The following is a 23,979-nucleotide window of genomic DNA, read 5'->3' as shown; positions in this document are numbered from 1 at the left end:
GGTTGGTCACACACCGTAGACATGCCTGGGCGCCGCGCTCGTAGGCCGGTGACGCACGCTTGCGGAATCGACTCCACGTGCCCGCAACGCCGTCGTACATCACCGCACCGCGATCACCGCCGACCCGTGCCCGAACAGCCCCTGGTTCGCCGCGATCCCCACCCGCGCCCCGGCGATCTGGCGGTCACCGGCAGCGCCCCTCAACTGCCAGGTGAGTTCGCATATTTGGGCGATGGCCTGGGCCGGTACAGCCTCTCCGAAAGAAGCCAGCCCACCGCTCGCGTTCACAGGTATGCGGCCGCCCAGCGTCGTCGTGCCCTCCCGAAGCAGCTTCGCGGCCTCTCCCTCGTCGCACAGCCCCAGATCCTCGTACCACTGCAACTCCAGGGCGGTGGACAGGTCGTAGACCTCCGCGAAGGAGAGCTCCTGCGGGCCGATGCCCGCCTCCTCGTAGGCCGCGCGCGCGATCGACTCCCGGAACGTGTCGGCGGCAGGTCGCACCGCCACCGCGGAGTCCGTCGCGATGTCGGGCAGATCCAGAACGGTGTTGGGGTAACGCGGCGTCACGGTGGACACCGCACGGATCCGCACCGGATCTGCGGCCCGGTGCCGACGCGCGAACTCCATGCCGGCCAGCACGAGCGCGGCTCCTCCGTCCGAGGTCGCGCAGATGTCGAGCAGCCGCAGGGGGTCGGCGACCACGGCGGACGCGGCGACCTCCTCGGCGGTGACCGTCTTGCGGTAGCGGGCGTAGGGATTCAGTGCGCCCAGTGCGGCGTTCTTCACCTTGACCTGGGCGAAGTCCTCCGGTGTGTCCCCGTGCACGGCCATCCGACGACGCGCGTACAGCCCGAAGTACGCCGGATTGGTCGCGCCGAGGACCCGGAAACGCAGCCAGTCCGGATCATCGGGCCGGTCGCCGCCCGCAGGCCGGAAGAACCCCTTGGGAGCCGCGTCCGCACCCACCACCAGCACCACGTCCGCCAGCCCCGAAAGTATCTGAGCCCGCGCGGTGTTGACGGCCTGTGCCCCGGACGCGCATGCCGCGTACACGCTCGTGACCCGGGCGCCCTGCCAGCCGAGCGCCTTCGCGAAGGTCGCCCCGGCCACATACCCCGGATAGCCGCCACGCACCGTGTCGGCGCCGACGATCGACCCGATGTCCCGCCACTCCAGGCCCGCATCGGCGAGTGCCGCGCGGGCCGCCACCGCGCCGTACTCGACGAAGCTGCGCCCCCACTTACCCCAGGGATGCATGCCCGCGCCGAGCACCGCAACCTCTTCCGTCATGCCGCCACCCCCGTCGGCCGCCATTGCCACGTCGTCCAGATCGTCTCCGCGTCCTCGTGAAGCACGCCGGGAACGACCTCCACCTCCATGCCCACCGCCAGATCGGCGACGGTGACACCGGGAACCGCCTGTCCCAGCACCACGAGGCGCTCTGCAGCCAGTTCCACAGCGATCAACGTGTACGGCTCCCACGGAAGTTCCGGATCGGTCACATAGGGTGACGGTGGCCGGTACCGGCTGTCCGTGTACGACCAGACACGCCCGCGCCGGGAGAGCGGAGCCTCCTCCAGCGCGCCGCCGGGGCAGGCCGGGTTGCGGCAGTGCGCGTCCTCGCGCGGAAAGAAGACCGAGGCACAGGCAGAGCACCGGGTGCCCAGGAGCCGGAAGTCGTCCCCGTCACCGGCGAACCACCCGGCGACCACTGGTGTGCGCGTGCGTGGCATATCCCCTCCTGGCAGCAGATCTGACGGGACGTCAGAAAGTGTGCCACGGGCATCCGGAATGCGGCAGGGCGGCCTGAAGGGTGGACTGCGTCGGATCGCCGCCCCGCCCCGGCGAATACCTGATGGATGCAGGAGACATGACACGACTCTCGACCGCGGTACGGGGGCTGGCCGCCATGCTCGCCACCTCGCTGGTCGTGACCGCCGCCCCGGCCACCGCCCAGGCGAAGACCGAGCCCAAGGCGCCGAAGGACTTCGTGGCGCTGAGCACCGTGGATCCCACCATCGTCGAGGAGATGCGGTACTTCACACCGCACAACTTCGTGGGCGAGCGCATCGACGGCTACCGGCAGCCCCTCTGCATCCTCGCCCGACCCGCCGCGGAAGCACTCCACAAGGCCCAGAAGCAGCTGCTGCGCCAGGGCTACACACTCAAGGTGTACGACTGCTACCGGCCCCACCAGGCCATACGTACCGGGAGAGCCCCTCGCACCCTGCCACGCACCTCAGGGCGAACGCTTCCCCGTCAACTCGGTAGACATGGGCACCGGATTCGACTGCTTCGACACCCTTTCGCACACCCTCGACCCGCGCATCCAGGGCGAACAGCGCGCCAACAGGCTGCTGCTCAAGAGCACCCTCGAAGCCCTCGGATTCGTGAACCTCGCCGAGGAGTGGTGGCACTACACGTCCAAGCCGGAGCCCTGTCCGGACACCTACTTCGACTTCCCCGTGTCCTGGAAATCCCTCACCAGGCTTTGGTGACCGCCCCCCGGAAGACGCCCTTCCACTGATCGGATACAGTCCGCCGCGTGTCCGAAACTCAGCACTCCGCCCCCAACTCCGCAGCAGACTCCCACTGTTCAAGCTGCGGCGCGCCCTACGGAGAGGGCGTCTCCGGCTGGCCCCGCACCTGCCCGGCATGCGGCACCGTGGCCTACCGCAATCCCCTGCCGGTAGCGATCGCGCTCCAGCCCGTGTACGACACCAAGGGCACCGCCCTGGTCGTCATCACCCGAACCATCGCCCCCGCGCGCGGAGGCATCGCTCTGCCCGGCGGCTACATCGACGACCGCGAGGACTGGCGGCAGGCCGTCGTCCGCGAACTCAAGGAAGAGACCGGCATCGACGCGGCCGGCCGCGACGTCCGTCTCGTCGACGCGATGAGCTCACCGGACGGGCACCTGCTGCTGTTCGGCCTCCTTCCGGAACAGCCCACCGACCGCCTGCCGACCTCGGCCGCCACCGACGAAACCGAAGGATGGCACCTCCTGCGCAGGCCGGAGGAGCTCGCCTTCCCGCTGCACACACTGGCCGTACGGGCGTTCTTCGAGGGTCGTTACGTCTGAGCTCACCGCTCGCCGAGACCTCGTACGCGCACCGGACGAGGCGACGTGATCATCCCGTCCTCATGCTCCAGCTCCACGACCAGCTTTCCGCCCGCCCAGCGGGTGACGTAGCGCTCGATCTCCGGTTCGTCCCAGCCGTCACCCGCATCCGCCACCACAAGCCCGCCCCCGGTACGTCCCCGGGCGGGCGCCCACACCTCCAGTTCCAGTCCGCCGTCGTCCCCGCGTACCGGGACGACGGCACCCGCGCGCGCGAGCACCGGGATCCGGGACAGAGGCGCGTCGACGAGAACCTGGCCCGGCCCCTCGTACGTCCGCCCCGTCGCCGTGTCGTACCAGCGCCCTGGCGGCAACTGCACCGCACGCCGGTCGGCGCCCGGATCCAGTACCGGCGCCACCAGCAGGCAGTCGCCCAGCAGAAACGCATCCTCACAGTCGCGCAGCGCGCGTTCCTCGGGCGCCGCCCACCACAGCGGACGGACGTACGGCGCCCCCGTCCGCCGGGCGAGATGCGCCAGCGTCACGAAGTACGGCAGCAGCCTCCGCCGCTCGACGAGCGCCACGCGCGCGTGCTCCAGCACATCCGGACCGAACTCCCACGGTTCCCTGCGCCCCGCCCGCAGACTCGCATGCGTGCGGAACAGCGGCAGATACGCGGCCAGCTGGAACCACCGTAGATACAGCTCCGGCGAAGGACTCCCGTCGAACCCGCCCACATCGGGCCCCGAGTAGGGCACCCCACACAGCCCGAGGCCCATGACCAGCGACAGCGACGCCCGCAGTCCCGGCCAGCCCGTGGCCACATCGCCGGACCAGGTTCCCCCGTAGCGCTGCATGCCGGCCCACCCGGACCGCGAGAAGACGAAGGGCCGCTCCTCGGGCGCCAGTGCGCGCAGCCCCTCATAGCCCGCCCTGGCCATGCACAGTCCGTAGACGTTGTGCGCCTCCTGGTGGTCCCCGCCACGCCCCTCCAGGGAATGCCGGGCCGAACGCGGCAGAGTCGACTCCCCGAAGGCGGCGAACGAAGTCGGCTCGTTCATGTCATGCCAGAAGCCCGAGAAGCCCTGCGCGAGCCGCTCCTCGTACAGACCACCCCACCACTGCCGCACGCGCGCGTGCGTGAAATCCGGGAAGACCGCCTCCCCGGGCCACACAACGCCCTGCACGAGCCGCCGCGAAGCGTCCCTGACAAACACGTCCTCGGCCGTCCCGCTGTCGTACACGGCATTGCCCGGCGCGGCCTTGACCGCCGGGTCGACGATCGACACCAGACGGATCCCGTCCTGCCGCAGGTCCTCGGCGAGCTGCGGCAGTTTGGGAAAGCCCTCGAGGCCCACCGTGAACACCTGGTGCTCGTCGTAGTGGTCGATGTCCAGATGGACCGCGTCCAGCGGCAGATCCCGCTCCTGGTAGCCCGAAACGATCCGCCGCACCTCCTGTTCGCTGCCGAAGCCCCACCGCGCGTGATGGTGTCCGAGCGCCCACGTGGGCGGCAGCGCGGCAGCACCGGTGAGGGAGGCCCAGACGAGCAGCACGCGCGCGGGAGTGCCCACCATCACCCAGCAGCGCAGCGGACCCCCGTCCATCCGCAGTTCGCTGGTCCCCGCGCGGTCATGCCCGGAGCCGTCGCCCTCCTGACCCTCCCGCAGCGTCACCGTGCCGTCCCACGAGGTGTCGTGGAACACCAGGTGCGAGGCCGCGTCGGCCACGACCAGCTGCACCGGCATGGTGATGTACAGCGGGTCGTCGTCAGGACCGAACGCACGGCCGGGGTCGGTGTTCCACAGCCGGTACGTCCCGTCCTTGAGCCGTGGCCCCGACGCCCGGCCTCCCAGCCCGAAGAACCGTGAGTCCGCGGCCACCTCTGACCGCTGCATCCAGCGCGCCGGCCCGCCGTCGACCGGCTCCCACCAACGCGGCGGCAGATCACGGCGCAGGGTCACACCACCCGGCGTCTGCACCTCCACGGCCCCGTGCCGCGAGATGACGACCGTCACCCGCTCGGCCACGACCCGCCAGCCACCGTCCTTGTCGGGCTCCAGCACGGCCCGCGGATCCGGTTCCGGACAGCGGCCCGCCAGCGCGTACGACGGCTCGGGTGCGGCACCGTCCCACCCCCAGAAGACAGCCCCGTTCACGGTGACGACGACACGCAGCTCGGACCTGCTGAACCGGATGACGCCTCCGCCCGGACCGGACTGCACCTCCTGCACGGGCCCGGGCACCCGAGCACGCTCGGCACCCCGGGGCGGCAGCCCCTCGGCGTCGGCGCGCTTCCTGCGCCACGCCGCCCGTACGGTACGCAACCCCTGGGCCGCTCCCACAGAACCGACCGCCTTTATCGAACGCACCAGGTCACGACCGTCCATGCTGCTCAGCCTGCCATTCACCGCCCCACACATGCGTGTCGTTCAACTGCCGTTCACCCGTGCCGGGACCACATCTTCACGACACGGACTATGTGGGGCGCACCCTGGTGCAGAAGTCGATCACATGGCATCGTCCGTGTCATCCGCGTCACGCGCACACCCCCGCCGTGCGTGGAAGACGCACACGACGCGCACAGTCCGGGAGCCGCCCCATGTCGACCGTGAATCCCCAGCCTCTCTGGGAGCCAGATCCGCAGCGCATCGCTCGGTCTCAGGTCACCAAGTTCCAGGCCTGGGCCGCTGAAAACCACGGAGCCCCCGCCGAGGGCGGCTACGCGGCCCTGCACCGCTGGTCGGTCGACGAACTGGACACCTTCTGGCAAGCCGTCACGCAGTGGTTCGACGTACGCTTCTCCACCCCCTACGCGCGCGTGCTGGCCGATCGCTCGATGCCCGGCGCCCAGTGGTTCCCGGGTGCCACCCTGAACTACGCCGAGCACGCCCTGCGCGCCGCCGCCACCCGCGCCGACGAACCCGCCCTCCTGCACGTCGACGAATCCCACGAGCCCCGCCCCGTGACCTGGTCCGAGCTGCGCCGCCAGGTCGGCTCCCTCGCCGCCGAGCTGCGCGCCCTCGGTGTACGCCCAGGAGACCGAATCAGCGGCTACCTCCCCAACATCCCGCAGGCCGTCGTCGCCCTCCTCGCCACGGCTGCCGTGGGCGGTGTCTGGACCTCCTGCGCCCCCGACTTCGGCGCCCGCAGCGTCCTGGACCGCTTCCAGCAGGTCGAACCCGTCGTCCTGTTCACCGTCGACGGATACCGCTACGGCGGCAAGGAGCACGACCGCCGGGACATCGTCGCCGAGCTGCGCAGCGAACTGCCCACTCTGCGCGCCGTGGTGCACATCCCCCTCCTCGGCTCCGAAGCCCCCGAGGGCGCGCTGGAGTGGTCCGCCCTCACAGCGGCCGACGAGGAACCGGTCTTCGAGCAGGTCCCCTTCGACCACCCCCTCTGGGTGCTCTACTCCTCCGGCACGACCGGCCTCCCCAAGGCCATCGTCCAGTCCCAGGGCGGCATCCTCGTCGAGCACCTCAAGCAACTCGGCCTGCACTGCGACCTGGGCCCCGAGGACCGTTTCTTCTGGTACACCTCGACGGGCTGGATGATGTGGAACTTCCTCGTCTCCGGCCTGCTCACCGGCACCACGATCGTTCTCTACGACGGCAGCCCGGGCTATCCCGACACGGGCGCCCAGTGGCGCGTCGCCGAACGCACGGAAGCCACCCTCTACGGCACCTCGGCCGCGTACGTCATGGCCTGCCGCAAGGCCGATGTGCGCCCCTCGCGCGACTTCGACCTCTCCAAGGTGCAATGTGTCGCCACCACCGGATCCCCTCTGCCGCCCGACGGGTTCCGCTGGCTGCACGACGAGGTCCGCGACGATCTGTGGATCGCCTCCGTCAGCGGCGGCACGGACGTGTGCTCCTGCTTCGCGGGAGCGGTGCCGACGGTGCCGGTGTACGTCGGCGAGCTCCAGGCCCCCGGCCTGGGCACCGACCTGCAGTCCTGGGACCCCAGCGGCGAACCGCTCATCGACGAGGTCGGCGAGCTCGTGGTCACCAACCCCATGCCGTCCATGCCGATCTACTTCTGGAACGACCCCGACGGCAGCCGGTACCACGACAGCTACTTCGACACGTATCCCGGCGTATGGCGCCACGGCGACTGGATCACCGTCACCTCACGCGGTTCCGTCGTCATCCACGGACGCTCCGACTCGACCCTCAACCGCCAGGGCGTCCGCATGGGATCGGCCGACATCTACGAAGCCGTGGAACGCCTCCCCGAGATCAAGGAATCCCTCGTCATCGGCGTCGAACAGCCCGACGGCGGCTACTGGATGCCCTTGTTCGTCCACCTGACCCCCGGAACCGTGCTCGACGAGGCACTCCTGAACCGCATCAAGCAGACCATCCGCGAACAGCTCTCACCACGTCACGTCCCCGACGAGATCATCGAGGTCCCCGGCGTCCCTCACACCCTCACCGGCAAGCGCATCGAGGTCCCGGTAAAGCGCCTCCTCCAGGGCACACCCCTTGAGAAGGCGGTCAATCCGGGATCCATCGACAACCTCGACCTCCTGCACTTCTACGAGGAGCTCGCCCGCAAGCGCGCCTGACCCGACCAGCGCCGGCCTCGGACTCGCGAACCACGACGACGTCCGAGGCCAGCCGTCGCGTCACCACGCCTCCGACCTGCCCGAATGCCCCCCTTGAGGTCACGCTCACGCCACCCCGACGCCGTTGTCAGTGCCCCCGGTTACTGTGAGTGAGCATTGATCGACCGCACGCAGGGGGAAAGATGTCGTACACCGACCACCAGGAGATGCGACGCGTTCTGCGCCGTGAAATCGCCGGCACGATCGGCCTGCTGACCGACGAGCACGATTTCCGTGCCATGCGGCGCTACCGCAGCTTCACCTTCGACGACCACAAGATCTATCTGGAGCAGGTGGAAGCCCTCCTCAGGACACGGGCCTCCCGAGGCAGCCATACGGCGATCGCCCTCTTCGACCCGCAGGAGTACGCCGAGTTCTGCGCGACAACGGGCCTGGACCCCGACACCCCAGCGAGCCGCACGCGCTTCACCGCCGAACTCGCGACCACCGGACCCACCGTCTTCTACGAGGGCCAGCCCCTGACCGAGCTCGTCCCGGCCCTCGTCGACGAAGCCGTCCGACAAGCCACCTGGGAGTACGCGGCCACGCTCCTGGCACGACTCGGCGCCTGCGCCACCTGCGGCGAGGACATCGGCCGCGCGGCCTACACCCGTGCCTCCAGCCTCCTGATCCGCATCCTGGACACGGCCCAGCCGGGCAGCCGACACCTCGTCTGCAGCGTCACGGCAACACCGGAAACACTCGTATCCGTCCTCCATGCCGACGAGGACACCCAGGGCGCCACCCACCTCGACGAGGCCGAAGCGCTGGAATTCACCACGGTGCTCGCACTCGGCCTCGCCACCCGCTGCCCCGGCGGACTGGTCATGCGGACCAGCGCACCCGGCACATCCGACCGCATCTACGGATGGCGCCTGCGCGGAGACGGCCTGGAACCACTCACCGCGGGCGAAGTCTTCGACGCCTACTGCACCGACGTCGAATCGGGGGACCTCATCGCCCCGGAATCGGGTGTCGACTACTGCGTGCCGCCGGATCTCGGTGACGAGGAGGTGGCCCCGGGACACGACCACTGAACGCAAAGGGGCGCCCCACCCGCAGGTGGAGCGCCCCATACGAACCGACAGGCGGCCGGCCGGCCCCGGCTACTCGCCGGACAACACCGCCTGAGCCGCGTTGCGCGCCTCCTCGGCACTGTCCGCCGCCCGGGCCGCCGCAGCGGCACGCTCGCACTGCGCAAGCGTGTACTTCGCAAGCGTGGCCCGGACGTAAGGAATCGACGCCGACCCCATGGACAGGGAGGTGACACCCAGACCGGTCAGCACACATGCCAGTAGCGGGTCGGACGCCGCCTCACCACAGACACCGCAGCTCTTGCCCTCGGCCTTCGCCGCGTCGGCGGACAGCGCCACCAGGTCGAGCAGTGCGGGCTGCCACGGATCCTGCAGACGGGACACCGCGCCCACCTGTCGGTCCGCGGCGAAGGTGTACTGCGCGAGGTCGTTGGTTCCCAGCGACAGGAACTCGACCTCCTGCAGGATCGAACGGGCCCGCAGTGCGGCTGACGGAATCTCCACCATCGCACCGAACTTCGCCTGCAGTCCCGCCGCGCGACAGGCGTCCGCGAACGCCTTCGCATCCGTCCGGTCCGCCACCATCGGGGCCATGACCTCGAGGTAGACCGGCAGCCCCTCCGCAGCCTTCGCAAGTGCCGTCAGTTGGGTGCGCAGCACCTCAGGGTGGTCCAGCAGCGTCCGCAGACCGCGCACGCCCAGTGCCGGGTTCGGCTCATCGGCCGGCGTCAGGAAGTCCAGCGGCTTGTCCGCGCCGGCGTCCAGAACACGTACGACCACCCGCCCTTCGGGGAAGGCTTCGAGAACCTGCCGGTAGGCCTCGACCTGCTTCTCCTCCGACGGTGCCTTCTTGCTGTCGTCCAGGAAGAGGAACTCGGTACGGAACAGACCGACACCCTCAGCACCCGCCTCGACAGCGGCCGGAACGTCGGACGGACCGCCCACGTTGGCCAGCAGCGGCACCTTGTGGCCGTCGGCCGTGGCACCCGGGCCCGTCGACGCCGCAAGCGCGGCCTTGCGCGCGGCGGCGGCAGCCTCCAGCTCCGCCTTCTTCTCTTCGCTCGGGTTCACGAAGATGTCACCGGTGCTGCCGTCCACAGCGATCACCGTGCCCTCGGCAAGTTCACCGGCACCCGGCAGCGCGACGACGGCCGGCACGCCGAGGGCCCGAGCCAGAATCGCACTGTGGCTGGTCGGCCCACCCTCCTCGGTGACGAAGCCGAGAACGAGGGCCGGATCCAGCAGCGCCGTGTCGGCCGGGGCGAGGTCGCGAGCGACCAGGACATAGGGCTCGTCACTGTCCGGGACACCCGGCATCGGGACCCCGAGCAAACGAGCGACGATACGATTCCGCACGTCATCGAGGTCAGCCACACGACCGGCCAGGTACTCACCGGCACCCGCCAGCAGCTCGCGGTACGCGGCGAAGGCGTCGTACACAGCGCGCTCGGCCGTGCTGCCGACGGCGATACGTCGATCCACGTCCGCCATCAGCTCGGGGTCCTGGGCCATCATGGCCTGTGCCTCGAGCACCGCCTGGGCTTCGCCCCCCGCCAGATTGCCGCGCGCCATCAGGTCGGCTGCCACAGCCTCCACGGCCTTGCGGGCGCGCCCCTGTTCGCGCTCCGCCTCCTCGGCCGGAATCTGCTTGGCAGGCGGCTCGAGGACCGCCGTTCCCATGTGCCGAACCTCGCCGATCGCCACACCGTGGCTCACGCCGACGCCTCGCAGCGTTGTCTCCATCTCACCCGTCTCCGATAGTGCGGCGGGTCCCGCCGCCGCGGTGGTTGTCGTCGTCTTGCCGTCACACGACGGCGTCGATGTCACTTCCAGACGAAGAGACTGTCGCCGGCCTTCACATCGCCGTCGGCACGAAGATCGGAGAGAGCCTCAGCCGTGGCTTCGAGGGCCACGATCGGGCACACCGGGGACTTGCCGGCCTCCTCGACCGCTACCGGGTTCCAGCGCACGATGCCCTGGCCACGCGTCACGGTGTCGCCCTTGTTCACGAGCAGCTCGAAACCCTCGCCGTTGAGCTGCACGGTGTCGATACCGAGGTGAGTGAGCACGCCGTGACCCTGCTCGTCGACGACGACGAAGGCGTGCGGATGGAGAGAGACGATGACGCCGTCCACGGGCGACACCGCCTCGGAGGGTTCACGCACGGGGTCGATCGCGGTGCCCGGGCCGACCATGGCCCCGGAGAAGACAGGATCGGGCACGGATGCCAGTCCGACGGCGCGTCCTGCCAGTGGGGACGTCACGGTGGTCATGGGAAACCTCCCAGGGGTGGAGATCGATATGGGCCGTCGCTGTCTGTGTCGGACGGCACACTGTTCAGCAGGGTATGTCACAGGAAGTGCCGGTTCCGCGTCGGCCTTCCAGAGTGGTCTAGACCATACCTCAAGTCGATTTGCACCCGCTCTGCGGCCGCGTGTACAGTCGTACTCCTGCTTGGGGCTGAGCGACACAACCTCGTGTCCTTGCCCGGCAGCACCCAACTTGTCAGATCCTATCTCGGGGTCACCTTCTGCATGCCTGCAGGACGGTGGTCAGAGGGCCGGAAAAACACTGATAGAGTTTGGAACACCGAAGGGAAGCGCCCGGAGGAAAGCCCGAGAGGGTGAGTACAAAGGAAGCGTCCGTTCCTTGAGAACTCAACAGCGTGCCAAAAATCAACGCCAGATATGTTGATACCCCGTCTCCGGCCATCACGGCTGGGACGAGGTTCCTTTGAAAAAACACAGCGAGGACGCTGTGAACGGTCGGGCCTATTCCGCTCGACTGTTCCGCTCTCGTGATGTGTCGTCCCGATTACGGGAAAACATTCACGGAGAGTTTGATCCTGGCTCAGGACGAACGCTGGCGGCGTGCTTAACACATGCAAGTCGAACGATGAACCACTTCGGTGGGGATTAGTGGCGAACGGGTGAGTAACACGTGGGCAATCTGCCCTTCACTCTGGGACAAGCCCTGGAAACGGGGTCTAATACCGGATACCACTCTCGCAGGCATCTGTGAGGGTTGAAAGCTCCGGCGGTGAAGGATGAGCCCGCGGCCTATCAGCTTGTTGGTGAGGTAATGGCTCACCAAGGCGACGACGGGTAGCCGGCCTGAGAGGGCGACCGGCCACACTGGGACTGAGACACGGCCCAGACTCCTACGGGAGGCAGCAGTGGGGAATATTGCACAATGGGCGAAAGCCTGATGCAGCGACGCCGCGTGAGGGATGACGGCCTTCGGGTTGTAAACCTCTTTCAGCAGGGAAGAAGCGAAAGTGACGGTACCTGCAGAAGAAGCGCCGGCTAACTACGTGCCAGCAGCCGCGGTAATACGTAGGGCGCAAGCGTTGTCCGGAATTATTGGGCGTAAAGAGCTCGTAGGCGGCTTGTCACGTCGGGTGTGAAAGCCCGGGGCTTAACCCCGGGTCTGCATTCGATACGGGCTAGCTAGAGTGTGGTAGGGGAGATCGGAATTCCTGGTGTAGCGGTGAAATGCGCAGATATCAGGAGGAACACCGGTGGCGAAGGCGGATCTCTGGGCCATTACTGACGCTGAGGAGCGAAAGCGTGGGGAGCGAACAGGATTAGATACCCTGGTAGTCCACGCCGTAAACGGTGGGAACTAGGTGTTGGCGACATTCCACGTCGTCGGTGCCGCAGCTAACGCATTAAGTTCCCCGCCTGGGGAGTACGGCCGCAAGGCTAAAACTCAAAGGAATTGACGGGGGCCCGCACAAGCAGCGGAGCATGTGGCTTAATTCGACGCAACGCGAAGAACCTTACCAAGGCTTGACATACACCGGAAACGGCCAGAGATGGTCGCCCCCTTGTGGTCGGTGTACAGGTGGTGCATGGCTGTCGTCAGCTCGTGTCGTGAGATGTTGGGTTAAGTCCCGCAACGAGCGCAACCCTTGTCCTGTGTTGCCAGCATGCCCTTCGGGGTGATGGGGACTCACAGGAGACCGCCGGGGTCAACTCGGAGGAAGGTGGGGACGACGTCAAGTCATCATGCCCCTTATGTCTTGGGCTGCACACGTGCTACAATGGCCGGTACAATGAGCTGCGAAACCGTGAGGTGGAGCGAATCTCAAAAAGCCGGTCTCAGTTCGGATTGGGGTCTGCAACTCGACCCCATGAAGTCGGAGTTGCTAGTAATCGCAGATCAGCATTGCTGCGGTGAATACGTTCCCGGGCCTTGTACACACCGCCCGTCACGTCACGAAAGTCGGTAACACCCGAAGCCGGTGGCCCAACCCCTTGTGGGAGGGAGCTGTCGAAGGTGGGACTGGCGATTGGGACGAAGTCGTAACAAGGTAGCCGTACCGGAAGGTGCGGCTGGATCACCTCCTTTCTAAGGAGCACTTCTTACCGAGCTCTTCGGGGCGAGGTCAGAGGCCAGTACATCAGCGAATGTCTGATGCTGGTTGCTCATGGGTGGAACGTTGATTATTCGGCACACTCGGTCGTCTTCTCCTTCTAGTACTGCTCTTCGGAGCGTGGAACGTTGAGGGGAGCGGGGAGTGTGTCGGGCACGCTGTTGGGTGTCTGAGGGTACGGCCGTGAGGTCGGGAAGCCTTCGATGCCGGCCCCAGTGCACTCGGATCTGTTGGTTCGGGGTGATGGGTGGCTGGTCGTTGTTTGAGAACTGCACAGTGGACGCGAGCATCTGTGGCCAAGTTTTTAAGGGCGCACGGTGGATGCCTTGGCACCAGGAACCGATGAAGGACGTGGGAGGCCACGATAGTCCCCGGGGAGTCGTCAACCAGGCTTTGATCCGGGGGTTTCCGAATGGGGAAACCCGGCAGTCGTCATGGGCTGTCACCCATACCTGAACACATAGGGTATGTGGAGGGAACGCGGGGAAGTGAAACATCTCAGTACCCGCAGGAAGAGAAAACAACCGTGATTCCGGGAGTAGTGGCGAGCGAAACTGGATGAGGCTAAACCGTATACGTGTGAGACCCGGCAGGGGTTGCGTATGCGGGGTTGTGGGATCTCTCTTCTGTCGTCTGCCGGCGACAGGACGAGTCAGAAACCGTTGATGTAGGCGAAGGACATGCGAAAGGTCCGGCGTAGAGGGTAAGACCCCCGTAGTCGAAACGTCAGCGGCTCGTTTGAGAGACACCCAAGTAGCACGGGGCCCGAGAAATCCCGTGTGAATCTGGCGGGACCACCCGCTAAGCCTAAATATTCCCTGGTGACCGATAGCGGATAGTACCGTGAGGGAATGGTGAAAAGTACCCCGGGAGGGGAGTGAAATAGTACCTGAAACCGTGTGCCTACAAGCCGTGGGAGCGTCGGATGGAAGCTTGCTTCCATCTCGTGACTGCGTGCCTTTTGAAGAATGAGCCTGCGAGTTTGCGGTGTGTTGCGAGGTTAACCCGTGTGGGGAAGCCGTAGCGAAAGCGAGTCCGAACAGGGCGATATAGTAGCGCGCTCAAGACCCGAAGCGGAGTGATCTAGCCATGGGCAGGTTGAAGCGGAGGTAAGACTTCGTGGAGGACCGAACCCACCAGGGTTGAAAACCTGGGGGATGACCTGTGGTTAGGGGTGAAAGGCCAATCAAACTCCGTGATAGCTGGTTCTCCCCGAAATGCATTTAGGTGCAGCGTCGTGTGTTTCTTGCCGGAGGTAGAGCACTGGATAGGCGATGGGCCCTACCGGGTTACTGACCTTAGCCAAACTCCGAATGCCGGTAAGTGAGAGCGCGGCAGTGAGACTGTGGGGGATAAGCTCCATGGTCGAGAGGGAAACAGCCCAGAGCATCGACTAAGGCCCCTAAGCGTACGCTAAGTGGGAAAGGATGTGGAGTCGCAGAGACAACCAGGAGGTTGGCTTAGAAGCAGCCACCCTTGAAAGAGTGCGTAATAGCTCACTGGTCTAGTGATTCCGCGCCGACAATGTAGCGGGGCTCAAGCGTACCGCCGAAGTCGTGTCATTGCGATATATACCCCCAACGGGGATCGTGATGGGTAGGGGAGCGTCGTGTGCCGGGTGAAGCCGCGCCGGAAGGCAGTGGTGGACGGTTCACGAGTGAGAATGCAGGCATGAGTAGCGATTCACACGTGAGAAACGTGTGCGCCGATTGACTAAGGGTTCCTGGGTCAAGCTGATCTGCCCAGGGTAAGTCGGGACCTAAGGCGAGGCCGACAGGCGTAGTCGATGGATAACCGGTTGATATTCCGGTACCCGCTGTGAAGCGTCAAACATCGAACCAGGCGATGCTAAGTCCGTGAAGCCGCCCTGGAGCCTTCGGGCAAAGGGGAGTGGTGGAGCCGACGGACCAGACTTGTAGTAGGTGAGTGATGGGGTGACGCAGGAAGGTAGTCCAGCCCGGGCGGTGGTTGTCCCGGGGTAAGGGTGTAGGCCGGTGTGTAGGTAAATCCGCACACCGTTAAGGCTGAGACCTGATGCCGAGCCGATTGTGGTGAAGTGGATGATCCTATGCTGTCGAGAAAAGCCTCTAGCGAGTTTCATGGCGGCCCGTACCCTAAACCGACTCAGGTGGTCAGGTAGAGAATACCGAGGCGTTCGGGTGAACTATGGTTAAGGAACTCGGCAAAATGCCCCCGTAACTTCGGGAGAAGGGGGGCCACACCTGGTGATGGCACTTGCTGCTTGAGCTGGGGGTGGCCGCAGAGACCAGCGAGAAGCGACTGTTTACTAAAAACACAGGTCCGTGCGAAGCCGTAAGGCGATGTATACGGACTGACGCCTGCCCGGTGCTGGAACGTTAAGGGGACCGGTTAGTCATGATTCGTCATGGCGAAGCTGAGAACTTAAGCGCCAGTAAACGGCGGTGGTAACTATAACCATCCTAAGGTAGCGAAATTCCTTGTCGGGTAAGTTCCGACCTGCACGAATGGCGTAACGACTTCTCGACTGTCTCAACCATAGGCCCGGTGAAATTGCACTACGAGTAAAGATGCTCGTTTCGCGCAGCAGGACGGAAAGACCCCGGGACCTTTACTACAGTTTGATATTGGTGTTCGGTTCGGCTTGTGTAGGATAGGTGGGAGACTGTGAAGCGGGCACGCCAGTGTTCGTGGAGTCGTCGTTGAAATACCACTCTGGTCGTGCTGGATGTCTAACCTGGGTCCGTGATCCGGATCAGGGACAGTGTCTGATGGGTAGTTTAACTGGGGCGGTTGCCTCCTAAAGGGTAACGGAGGCGCCCAAAGGTTCCCTCAGCCTGGTTGGCAATCAGGTGTTGAGTGTAAGTGCACAAGGGAGCTTGACTGTGAGACCGACGGGTCGAGCAGGGACGAAAGTCGGGACTAGTGATCCGGCGGTGGCTTGTGGAAGCGCCGTCGCTCAACGGATAAAAGGTACCCCGGGGATAACAGGCTGATCTTCCCCAAGAGTCCATATCGACGGGATGGTTTGGCACCTCGATGTCGGCTCGTCGCATCCTGGGGCTGGAGTCGGTCCCAAGGGTTGGGCTGTTCGCCCATTAAAGCGGTACGCGAGCTGGGTTTAGAACGTCGTGAGACAGTTCGGTCCCTATCCGCTGTGCGCGTAGGAGTCTTGAGAAGGGCTGTCCCTAGTACGAGAGGACCGGGACGGACGAACCTCTGGTGTGCCAGTTGTTCTGCCAAGGGCATGGCTGGTTGGCTACGTTCGGGAGGGATAACCGCTGAAAGCATCTAAGCGGGAAGCCTGCTTCGAGATGAGGACTCCCACCCACTTGATGGGGTAAGGCTCCCAGTAGACGACTGGGTTGATAGGCCGGATCTGGAAGCACCGTGAGGTGTGGAGGTGACCGGTACTAATAGGCCGAGGGCTTGTCCTCAGTTGCTCGCGTCCACTGTGTTGGTTCTGAAACCACGAACGGCCCCGCGTTCCCATGGAGCGTGGTGCGGCATGTTTGACAGTTTCATAGTGTTTCGGTGGTTATAGCGTGAGGGAAACGCCCGGTTACATTCCGAACCCGGAAGCTAAGCCTTACAGCGCCGATGGTACTGCAGGGGGGACCCTGTGGGAGAGTAGGACGCCGCCGAACTCCTTTTAGAGCTCTGGCTCTTGGGCACACAGCCCAAGGGCCAGAGCTTTTTTGCGTTGAGGTAGGGTCAGGGAGCATCGTAGGTACGTTTCCCACAGGAGGCCCCCGGGTGGAGGTCCAGGAGACCCGTGTCCAGACGGACCGGGTCCTCACCATCCCCAACATCCTCAGCATGGCGCGGCTCGTTGGCGTGCCGCTGTTCCTGTGGCTGATTCTCAGGCCCGAGTTCGGCGGGCCGAAGAGCGACGGCTGGGCGCTTCTGGTGCTGGCTCTGAGCGGCGTCAGTGACTACCTGGACGGCAAGCTCGCGCGGCGTTGGAACCAGATCAGCAGTCTCGGCCGGCTACTCGATCCCGCGGCCGACCGGCTCTACATTCTCTCGACTCTGGTCGGGCTCACCTGGCGCGAGATTCTGCCCATCTGGTTGACCGCTGCACTTTTGGCGCGAGAGCTGGTTCTGCTGGTGATGGTGGGCATCCTCAGGCGTCATGGCTATCCGCCGCCGCAGGTGAACTTCCTTGGGAAGGCGGCCACGTTCAACCTGATGTACGCCTTCCCCTTGTTGCTGCTCAGCGACGGAGATGGATGGATCCCGTCACTCGCTGCTATTTTCGGATGGGCGTTCGCCGGATGGGGTACAACGCTGTACTGGTGGGCAGGAGTCCTCTACGTGGTACAGGTCCGCCGCCTGGTTCGTGCGGACGCCATGGCCGATTGAACTCGCGGATTGAAGCGGGCGTAGCGGCTCGATGGCCCGCGGCGGAAAAGTGCGGGACAATCTGGACGGGTGAAGTCGGCTAGACCGTCGTCTCTTAGAGGAGGACGCTTCCGACATGAAGGCCGTCGTGATGGCCGGGGGCGAAGGCACACGCCTGCGCCCCATGACCTCAAGCATGCCCAAGCCGCTCCTGCCGGTGGCCAACCGGCCGATCATGGAGCACGTTCTGCGGCTGCTCAAAAGGCATGGGCTGACCGAGACCGTGGTGACCGTGCAGTTCTTGGCCTCACTGGTCAAGAACTACTTCGGTGACGGCGAAGAGCTCGGAATGGAGCTCAGCTATGCCAATGAGGAGAAGCCACTCGGTACCGCCGGAAGCGTCAAGAACGCCGAAGAGGCGTTGAAGGACGATGCTTTCCTCGTCATCTCCGGCGATGCCCTGACCGACTTCGACCTCACTGAGCTGATCAATTTCCACAAGGAAAGTGGTGCGCTGGTCACCGTCTGTCTGACACGTGTGCCCAATCCGCTGGAATTCGGCATCACCATTGTCGACGAGGAAGGCCGGGTCGAGCGCTTCCTGGAGAAGCCGACCTGGGGGCAGGTCTTCTCGGACACCGTGAACACCGGCATCTACGTCATGGAGCCCGAGGTCTTCGACTATGTCGAGCCCGACGTTCCCGTGGACTGGTCCGGCGATGTCTTCCCGCAGTTGATGAAGGAAGGCAAGCCGATCTATGGCTATGTCGCGGAGGGATACTGGGAGGATGTCGGCACTCACGAGAGCTACGTGAAGGCGCAGGCCGACGTCCTGGAGGGCAAGGTCGACGTCGAGATCGACGGCTTCGAGATCTCCCCGGGCGTGTGGGTGGCAGAGGGTGCCGAGGTGCATGCCGATGCCGTTCTCCGTGGGCCCCTGTACATCGGGGACTACGCAAAGGTCGAGGCCGGGGCGGAAATCCGGGAGCACACCGTCGTCGGGTCGAACGTCGTCGTGAAGAGCGGGGCCTTTCTGCACAAGGCTGTGGTGCACGACAACGTGTATGTCGGGCAGCACAGCAATCTGCGCGGTTGCGTCGTCGGAAAGAACACCGACATCATGCGTGCCGCCCGCATCGAGGACGGCGCGGTCATCGGAGACGAGTGCCTGATCGGTGAGGAATCGATCGTTCAGGGCAACGTGCGCGTGTATCCGTTCAAGACCATCGAGGCCGGCGCCTTCGTCAACACCTCGGTGATCTGGGAGTCGCGGGGCCAGGCGCATCTCTTCGGTGCGCGGGGTGTCTCCGGAATCCTGAATGTGGAGATCACACCCGAGCTCGCCGTTCGTCTGGCCGGTGCCTATGCGACGACCCTGAAGAAGGGGTCCACCGTCACCACGGCCCGCGACCACTCCCGTGGCGCCAGGGCGCTGAAGCGGGCGGTCATCTCCGCGTTGCAGGCCAGCGCCATCGACGTACGAGATCTGGAGAACGTACCGCTGCCTGTGGCACGGCAGCAGACCGCGCGGGGTAGTGCCGGCGGGATCATGATCCGGACGACGCCCGGGGTGCCGGATTCTGTCGACATCATGTTCTTCGACGGGCAGGGGGCCGACCTGTCCCAGGCCAACCAGCGGAAGTTGGACCGGGTCTTCGCGAGGCAGGAGTATCGGCGGGCGTTCCCGGGAGAGATCGGGGATCTGCATTTTCCTGCCAGTGTCTTCGACTCGTACACCGGGTCGTTGCTGCGGAACGTCGATACGACCGGGATCTCGGAGTCGGGGCTGAAGGTCGTGGTGGATGCGTCCAACGGCAGTGCGGGGCTTGTGCTGCCCAGCCTGCTGGGCAAGCTCGGTGTGGACTCGCTGACCATCAACCCCGGTCTCGACGAGTCGCGGCCCACGGAGTCGGCGGATGCGCGGCGGTCGGGGCTGGTGCGGCTGGGAGAGATCGTGGCGTCCGCGCGGGCGGCGTTCGGGGTGCGGTTCGACCCTGTCGGTGAGCGGCTGTCACTGGTCGACGAGAAGGGGCGGATCGTCGAGGACGACCGGGCTCTGCTCGTCATGCTCGATCTGGTGGCTGCGGAGCGGCGCAGTGGGCGGGTGGCGCTGCCGGTGACCACCACGCGGATCGCCGAGCAGGTGGCGGCGTATCACGGGACTCAGGTGGAGTGGACGACGACCTCTCCGGACGATCTGACCCGGGTGGGTGGCGACGACACGACGATCTTCGGCGGTGACGGCCGGGGCGGGTTCATCGTTCCGGAGTTCAGCAGCGTCTTCGACGGTACGGCCGCCTTTGTGCGGTTGATCGGGTTGGTGGCGCGGACGCAGCTCACGCTCAGCCAGATCGACGCGCGGATTCCGCGGGCGCATGTCATCAAACGCGATCTCGCGACCCCCTGGGCCGTCAAGGGGCTGGTGATGCGGCGGGTCGTCGAGGCGGCCGGAGATCGCTTTGTCGACACCACCGATGGTGTGCGGGTCGTGGAGACCGACGGACGCTGGGTGATGGTCCTGCCCGACCCGGCCGAGGCGGTGACCCATCTGTGGGCCGAGGGGCCGGACGACGCGTCCGCGCAGGCCCTGCTCGACGAGTGGTCGGCGGTCGTGGACAGCGCCGGCCGCTGAGGCAAGCAGCACGCGCGCGTGCCGGACAGGTGCCCTCGAACGGGGCCTGTCCGGCACGCCGGTGGGGCCATTCGGAGGTAGTGGCCGCGACATGCGACGATGTGCGGCATGCCGCAGCCCCCCGTTCGGAGCACACCTACGCCCCCCGCGCGCCCGGACGCGTCCATGTCGCTGCTCACCAACGTCATGGATCACAGCCTCGACGACGGGTATGCCGAGGCCGCGGCCCGGAAGAAGGCCGCGGGTGACGGAGGTCTTCCCAAGACGCTGAGGGCGAAGCTGGGGCTCGCTGCCGGTCTGGTGCTCGCGGCGCTCGTGGTGACCGTGGGAGCGGCGCAGGCGCGGGTCGCGGCGCCCGTCATGGCCAAGGAGCGCGAGGAACTGATCGACCGGATCGACCGTGAGACCGGGGCGGCGGACAAGCTGGAGGAGTCCGTCGACAAGCTGCGGGACGACGTGAGCGCGCGACAGCGCGAGGCGCTGAAGACGACCGGGGACAGTGACCAGGCTGAACTGGTGGGCGTCCTGTCCGGTGCCGTGGAGGTGCACGGGCCCGGGGTGAAGCTGGTCGTGAACGACGCCAAGGAAGCCGCCACGGGGGGTGACGGCGACCCGCGCGGCACGTCCGGGTTCTCCGACACCGGGCGGGTGCGTGACCGTGACATGCAGCGTGTGGTGAACGGGCTGTGGGAATCGGGCGCCGAGGCGATCTCCATCAACGGGCAGCGGCTGACAGCATTGTCGGCGATCAGGGCCGCGGGTGACGCGATACTGGTCGACAACAAGCCGCTGGTTCCGCCGTACACGGTGCTCGCGGTGGGGGACGGGGAGCGGCTGAGCACCAGGTTCCAGGACAGCGCCGACGGGCTCTACCTGCACGCCCTGCAGGAGAACTTCGGGATCAGGACCAGCATTTCCGCGCAGGACGACCTCCGGCTGCCCGCCGCACCGAGCGTGACCGTACGTACAGCACAGCCGAACACCGAGAAATCCGAGAAGGGCACATCGTGATCGCCGTACTGGGCCTCGTCGTGGGAGTCGTGGCCGGCCTGTTGGTCCGGCCTGAGGTTCCGGCGGTCGTCGAGCCTTATCTTCCGATCGCCGTCGTGGCGGCTCTCGACGCCGTCTTCGGAGGTCTGCGGGCCATGCTCGACGGCATCTTCGACGACAAGGTCTTCGTCGTGTCGTTCCTGTCCAACGTGGTCGTGGCCGCGCTGATCGTTTTCCTGGGGGACAAGTTGGGCGTGGGCGCTCAGCTGTCCACGGGTGTCGTCGTCGTACTCGGCATCCGGATCTTCTCGAACGCCGCGGCGATTCGCCGGCACGTGTTCCGGGCGTGAGGCCGATGAGCAACCACGACGAGACGCCCGAGAACAGGCTGCGCAAGGAACTGCCCGAGGAGGCGCCGGTCGGCGCGCCCGAACCCGCGCAGGCTTCCGAGGAGCAGCAGGCCGAGCTGACCGGGCGGCAGCGGCTGGCGCAGGGGCTGTGGCCGCCGAGGGTCACCCGGGCCCAACTCATCGTCGCCCTGCTGCTGTTCGGGCTCGGCTTCGGCCTGGCCGTCCAGGTCGCGTCGAACAGCGACGGTGACAGCGCCCTGCGTGGAGCACGTCAGGAAGATCTCGTTCGCATTCTCGATGAACTGGATGACCGTACTCAGCGTCTTGAGGACGAGAAGCAAGGTCTCGAGAAGCAGCGCGACGAGCTGGAGAACAGCTCGAACCAGGCAGAGGAAGCCCGCAGGCAGACCGTCGAGAAGGAGAGGCAACTCGGCATTCTGGCGGGCACGGTGGCTGCGCAGGGACCTGGCATCACGATGACCATCGACGACACGAAGGGGACGGTCGAGGCGGACATGTTGCTCGACGCGATCCAGGAGCTGCGCGCGGCCGGCGCCGAGGCGATCCAGGTGAACGGCGTACGCGTCGTCGCCGGCACCTATCTGACGGATTCCGGCAACAGCGTGAGCGTCGACGGGAACAAGATCAACGCTCCCTATCGTTTCAAGGTCATCGGCAAGCCGCAGGACCTGGAACCGGCGCTCAACATCCCTGGAGGCGTGGTGCAGACCCTCGAGAAGGAGCAGGCCACCGTGACCATCGAGCGGTCGGACAAGATCGTCGTGGACGCCTTGCGAGCGGCGAAGCGGCCTGACTACGCTCGGTCGTCCTCCCAGTGAACCGGCGGTGCATGGGGGACGTCCGGCGAGGGCATGAGGTTGCGGGGGGTCGGCGCACCGAATGGGTGGTGCGTGGTGGAAACTGTCTGATGGAGACGGACGTTGTCAGGATGTCCGGGTCGGCCAGTGAGTGCAGTCAGGGTTCGTCCTGCCCCACGGGCGGGTCTGTTTCGGTCAAGGGGAATCGCCCGTGAAGTTGTTTGCGAAGTTGTTCGGCAAGAGCGCGCGAGAGGGCAGCGACAACGCGACCGCTCGTCATCGCGCCCAGGGGGACGAAGAGGGCCAGCGCCCGCTGTTCAGGGACCAGGTTCCTGGTCCGGGCGGTGACATTTCCGGAGGTCAGGGCGCGCCGTCAGTTGACCCTGGGCAGTCCGGCGGCATAGGTTTCGGACAACCGTCAACCTCAAGTACGGGTGGAGGGTTTTCCCCGATGTCGGCCCTGGTGTGTACGAGGTGCGGTAACCGCAACGCGGAGAACAGCCGCTTCTGTTCCAACTGCGGAGCGCCGCTGCGGGCCGGTGCGACGCCCGAGCGCCCGTCCGAGACGACCTCCACGATCTCCATCTCCGGCCTCGAGGCGTACGACGCCGAGGCGACCGGCCAGACGCCGATCCCGGCGCTGTCTCCCGAGGCCCAGGCGGCCGTCGACGCGTTGCCGCTGGGCTCCGCGTTGCTGGTGGTGCGTCGCGGACCGAACTCCGGCAGTCGCTTCCTCCTGGACGGCGACCTGACCACGGCCGGGCGGCACCCGCAGAGCGACATCTTCCTGGACGACGTGACGGTCTCGCGTCGGCACGTCGAGTTCCGTCGCGCGCAGGACGGCTCGTTCACGGTGGCCGACGTCGGCAGTCTGAACGGCACGTACGTCAACCGTGAGCGGATCGACCAGGTCCCTCTGAACAACGGTGACGAGGTGCAGATCGGCAAGTACCGGCTGGTCTTCTACGCGAGCCAGCGGGGCTACTGACCCTCCCCCGGAGCCCATCCGGGGAGACCCAGGGAAGGTCCATGCTGAAAACACCGAGCGGCGGTGCCCGGCACGGCATCGCCGCCCCGGACAGTCGGCTGATGAGTATCGGCACGGTCCTGAACGTCCTGCGCGACGAGTTCCCTGACATCACCATCTCCAAGATCCGCTTTCTGGAGTCGGAGGGTCTCGTCGAGCCGCAGCGGACCCCCTCGGGGTACCGCAAGTTCAGTGCGCAGGACGTCGAGCGGCTCGGTCACGTCCTGCGCATGCAGCGGGATCACTATCTGCCGCTCAAGGTCATCCGGGAGCACCTGGACGCCATGGAGCGCGGTGAGGCCGCACCCCTGCCGACCGTGTGCCGTCAGCGTGACGGAGAAACGGTCCTGGAGCCCGTGGAAGGGCCCACGGCGGCCCGGATCGGGCGGGCCGAGCTGCTCGCCGCCGCCGAGATCGGCGAGCAGGAGCTCGAGGAGTGGGAGTCGTACGGCCTGATCGCTCCGCTGCCGGACGGGGCGTACGACGCGGAGGCCGTCACTGTGGCCTCGCTCGTCGCAGAGCTCGGGCGGTTCGGGATCGAGCCGAGGCATCTGCGGGTGATGAAGGCCGCCGCCGACCGTGAGGCCGGGCTCGTGGACCAGGTCGTGGCGCCGCTCAGGCGCCACCGCAACCCCCAGACCAGGGCACATGCCGAGGCCCGGGCGAAGGAACTGGCGGGGCTCACGGTGAAGCTGCACGCCGCCCTGGTGCAGACCGCTCTCGGGGTGCGGCTGCCGTGAACCTGCTTACCGGGGGA

At 66.1% G+C, this 23,979-nt stretch carries 15 protein-coding genes, 3 rRNA genes and 1 pseudogene; 14 read left to right on the top strand and 5 right to left on the bottom strand.

The features are described from left to right. Window positions 1-99: 99 nt before the first annotated feature. Together EJ357_RS07705 and EJ357_RS07700 are read right to left on the bottom strand one after the other, a co-directional pair. Complete coding sequence (locus tag EJ357_RS07705) at window positions 100-1,290, bottom strand: lipid-transfer protein (RefSeq protein WP_175647332.1); 1,191 nt, start codon at window positions 1,288-1,290, stop codon at window positions 100-102. Next, window positions 1,287-1,712: a Zn-ribbon domain-containing OB-fold protein gene (locus EJ357_RS07700; protein WP_126399285.1), complete on the bottom strand. Its 426-nt coding sequence runs from the start codon at window positions 1,710-1,712 to the stop codon at window positions 1,287-1,289. The genes EJ357_RS07705 and EJ357_RS07700 overlap by 4 nt, the downstream gene beginning before the upstream one ends. Window positions 1,713-1,870: 158 nt before the next feature. On the opposite strand from EJ357_RS07700, the pseudogene EJ357_RS07695 reads away from it, so the two are divergent. Beyond that, window positions 1,871-2,498, top strand: a pseudogene (locus tag EJ357_RS07695) (M15 family metallopeptidase). A 47-nt stretch (window positions 2,499-2,545) separates the two neighbouring features. Beyond that, window positions 2,546-3,082, top strand: coding sequence for an NUDIX domain-containing protein (locus EJ357_RS07690; RefSeq protein ID WP_126389948.1), 537 nt, complete (start codon window positions 2,546-2,548; stop codon window positions 3,080-3,082). A gap of 2 nt (window positions 3,083-3,084) precedes the next feature. On the opposite strand, the gene EJ357_RS07685 is transcribed toward EJ357_RS07690, so the two are convergent. Beyond that, window positions 3,085-5,451: a glycoside hydrolase family 31 protein gene (locus EJ357_RS07685; protein WP_126389946.1), complete on the bottom strand. Its 2,367-nt coding sequence runs from the start codon at window positions 5,449-5,451 to the stop codon at window positions 3,085-3,087. Window positions 5,452-5,663: 212 nt separating this feature from the next. Here EJ357_RS07685 and EJ357_RS07680 point away from each other — a divergent pair, with 212 nt between their 5' ends. Then, window positions 5,664-7,631, top strand: coding sequence for an acetoacetate--CoA ligase (locus EJ357_RS07680; RefSeq protein ID WP_126389944.1), 1,968 nt, complete (start codon window positions 5,664-5,666; stop codon window positions 7,629-7,631). Between the two features lie 182 nt (window positions 7,632-7,813). Then, window positions 7,814-8,707, top strand: coding sequence for a hypothetical protein (locus EJ357_RS07675; protein ID WP_126389942.1), 894 nt, complete (start codon window positions 7,814-7,816; stop codon window positions 8,705-8,707). Window positions 8,708-8,776: 69 nt separating this feature from the next. On the opposite strand, the gene ptsP is transcribed toward EJ357_RS07675, so the two are convergent. Together ptsP and EJ357_RS07665 are read right to left on the bottom strand one after the other, a co-directional pair. Then, complete coding sequence (ptsP, locus tag EJ357_RS07670; protein WP_126389940.1) at window positions 8,777-10,447, bottom strand: phosphoenolpyruvate--protein phosphotransferase; 1,671 nt, start codon at window positions 10,445-10,447, stop codon at window positions 8,777-8,779. A gap of 80 nt (window positions 10,448-10,527) precedes the next feature. Next, window positions 10,528-10,977 carry a PTS sugar transporter subunit IIA gene (locus tag EJ357_RS07665; RefSeq protein ID WP_126389938.1) on the bottom strand — a complete coding sequence of 150 codons (450 nt, stop codon included), beginning with the start codon at window positions 10,975-10,977 and terminating at the stop codon, window positions 10,528-10,530. A 554-nt stretch (window positions 10,978-11,531) separates the two neighbouring features. On the opposite strand from EJ357_RS07665, the gene EJ357_RS07655 reads away from it, so the two are divergent. From EJ357_RS07655 to ftsR, 10 genes are all read left to right on the top strand, one after another. Further along, a 16S ribosomal RNA gene (locus EJ357_RS07655) occupies window positions 11,532-13,057 on the top strand. Window positions 13,058-13,376: 319 nt separating this feature from the next. After that, window positions 13,377-16,498, top strand: a 23S ribosomal RNA gene (locus EJ357_RS07650). Window positions 16,499-16,591: 93 nt separating this feature from the next. After that, a 5S ribosomal RNA gene (gene rrf, locus EJ357_RS07645) occupies window positions 16,592-16,708 on the top strand. The 16S, 23S and 5S rRNA genes sit together here, the layout of an rRNA operon. Before the next feature lie 109 nt (window positions 16,709-16,817). After that, entirely contained in the window at window positions 16,818-17,426 is a 609-nt protein-coding gene (locus EJ357_RS07640; RefSeq protein ID WP_126389934.1) for a CDP-alcohol phosphatidyltransferase family protein, read from the top strand. A 115-nt stretch (window positions 17,427-17,541) separates the two neighbouring features. Continuing rightward, window positions 17,542-20,037, top strand: coding sequence for a mannose-1-phosphate guanyltransferase (locus EJ357_RS07635; RefSeq protein ID WP_126389932.1), 2,496 nt, complete (start codon window positions 17,542-17,544; stop codon window positions 20,035-20,037). Between the two features lie 99 nt (window positions 20,038-20,136). Next, window positions 20,137-21,048: a DUF881 domain-containing protein gene (locus EJ357_RS07630; protein ID WP_126389930.1), complete on the top strand. Its 912-nt coding sequence runs from the start codon at window positions 20,137-20,139 to the stop codon at window positions 21,046-21,048. Continuing rightward, window positions 21,045-21,377 carry a small basic family protein gene (locus EJ357_RS07625; protein ID WP_003988855.1) on the top strand — a complete coding sequence of 111 codons (333 nt, stop codon included), beginning with the start codon at window positions 21,045-21,047 and terminating at the stop codon, window positions 21,375-21,377. Before EJ357_RS07630 ends, EJ357_RS07625 begins: the two co-directional genes overlap by 4 nt. Before the next feature lie 5 nt (window positions 21,378-21,382). After that, window positions 21,383-22,216, top strand: a complete 834-nt coding sequence (locus tag EJ357_RS07620; protein ID WP_126389928.1) for a DUF881 domain-containing protein — start codon at window positions 21,383-21,385, stop codon at window positions 22,214-22,216. Between the two features lie 430 nt (window positions 22,217-22,646). Further along, a complete protein-coding gene (locus EJ357_RS50485) occupies window positions 22,647-23,183 on the top strand; it encodes an FHA domain-containing protein (RefSeq protein WP_284060034.1) in 537 nt (178 codons plus the stop codon). Window positions 23,184-23,224: 41 nt separating this feature from the next. Further along, the gene (gene ftsR / locus EJ357_RS07610) at window positions 23,225-23,962 is read left to right on the top strand and encodes a transcriptional regulator FtsR (RefSeq protein ID WP_126389924.1); all 738 of its coding nucleotides are present in this window, start codon (window positions 23,225-23,227) and stop codon (window positions 23,960-23,962) included. Window positions 23,963-23,979 lie beyond the last annotated feature (17 nt).

The organism is Streptomyces cyaneochromogenes (assembly GCF_003963535.1).
Lineage (GTDB): Bacteria > Actinomycetota > Actinomycetes > Streptomycetales > Streptomycetaceae > Streptomyces > Streptomyces shaanxiensis.
The sequence above is the reverse complement of the archived record's forward strand: the minus strand, read 5'-3'. Positions and strand labels throughout refer to the sequence as shown.

What these genes read in the sequence shown, in the direction of transcription:
- EJ357_RS07675 (WP_126389942.1), top strand. Translation starts at nt 7,814, where the DNA reads ATGTCGTACACCGACCACCAGGAGATGCGACGCGTTCTGCGCCGTGAA.
- EJ357_RS07665 (WP_126389938.1), bottom strand. Translation starts at nt 10,977, where the DNA reads ATGACCACCGTGACGTCCCCACTGGCAGGACGCGCCGTCGGACTGGCA.
- EJ357_RS07635 (WP_126389932.1), top strand. Translation starts at nt 17,542, where the DNA reads ATGAAGGCCGTCGTGATGGCCGGGGGCGAAGGCACACGCCTGCGCCCC.
- ptsP (WP_126389940.1), bottom strand. Translation starts at nt 10,447, where the DNA reads ATGGAGACAACGCTGCGAGGCGTCGGCGTGAGCCACGGTGTGGCGATC.
- EJ357_RS07685 (WP_126389946.1), bottom strand. Translation starts at nt 5,451, where the DNA reads ATGGACGGTCGTGACCTGGTGCGTTCGATAAAGGCGGTCGGTTCTGTG.
- EJ357_RS50485 (WP_284060034.1), top strand. Translation starts at nt 22,647, where the DNA reads ATGTCGGCCCTGGTGTGTACGAGGTGCGGTAACCGCAACGCGGAGAAC.
- ftsR (WP_126389924.1), top strand. Translation starts at nt 23,225, where the DNA reads ATGCTGAAAACACCGAGCGGCGGTGCCCGGCACGGCATCGCCGCCCCG.
- EJ357_RS07630 (WP_126389930.1), top strand. Translation starts at nt 20,137, where the DNA reads ATGTGCGGCATGCCGCAGCCCCCCGTTCGGAGCACACCTACGCCCCCC.
- EJ357_RS07620 (WP_126389928.1), top strand. Translation starts at nt 21,383, where the DNA reads ATGAGCAACCACGACGAGACGCCCGAGAACAGGCTGCGCAAGGAACTG.
- EJ357_RS07680 (WP_126389944.1), top strand. Translation starts at nt 5,664, where the DNA reads ATGTCGACCGTGAATCCCCAGCCTCTCTGGGAGCCAGATCCGCAGCGC.
- EJ357_RS07705 (WP_175647332.1), bottom strand. Translation starts at nt 1,290, where the DNA reads ATGACGGAAGAGGTTGCGGTGCTCGGCGCGGGCATGCATCCCTGGGGT.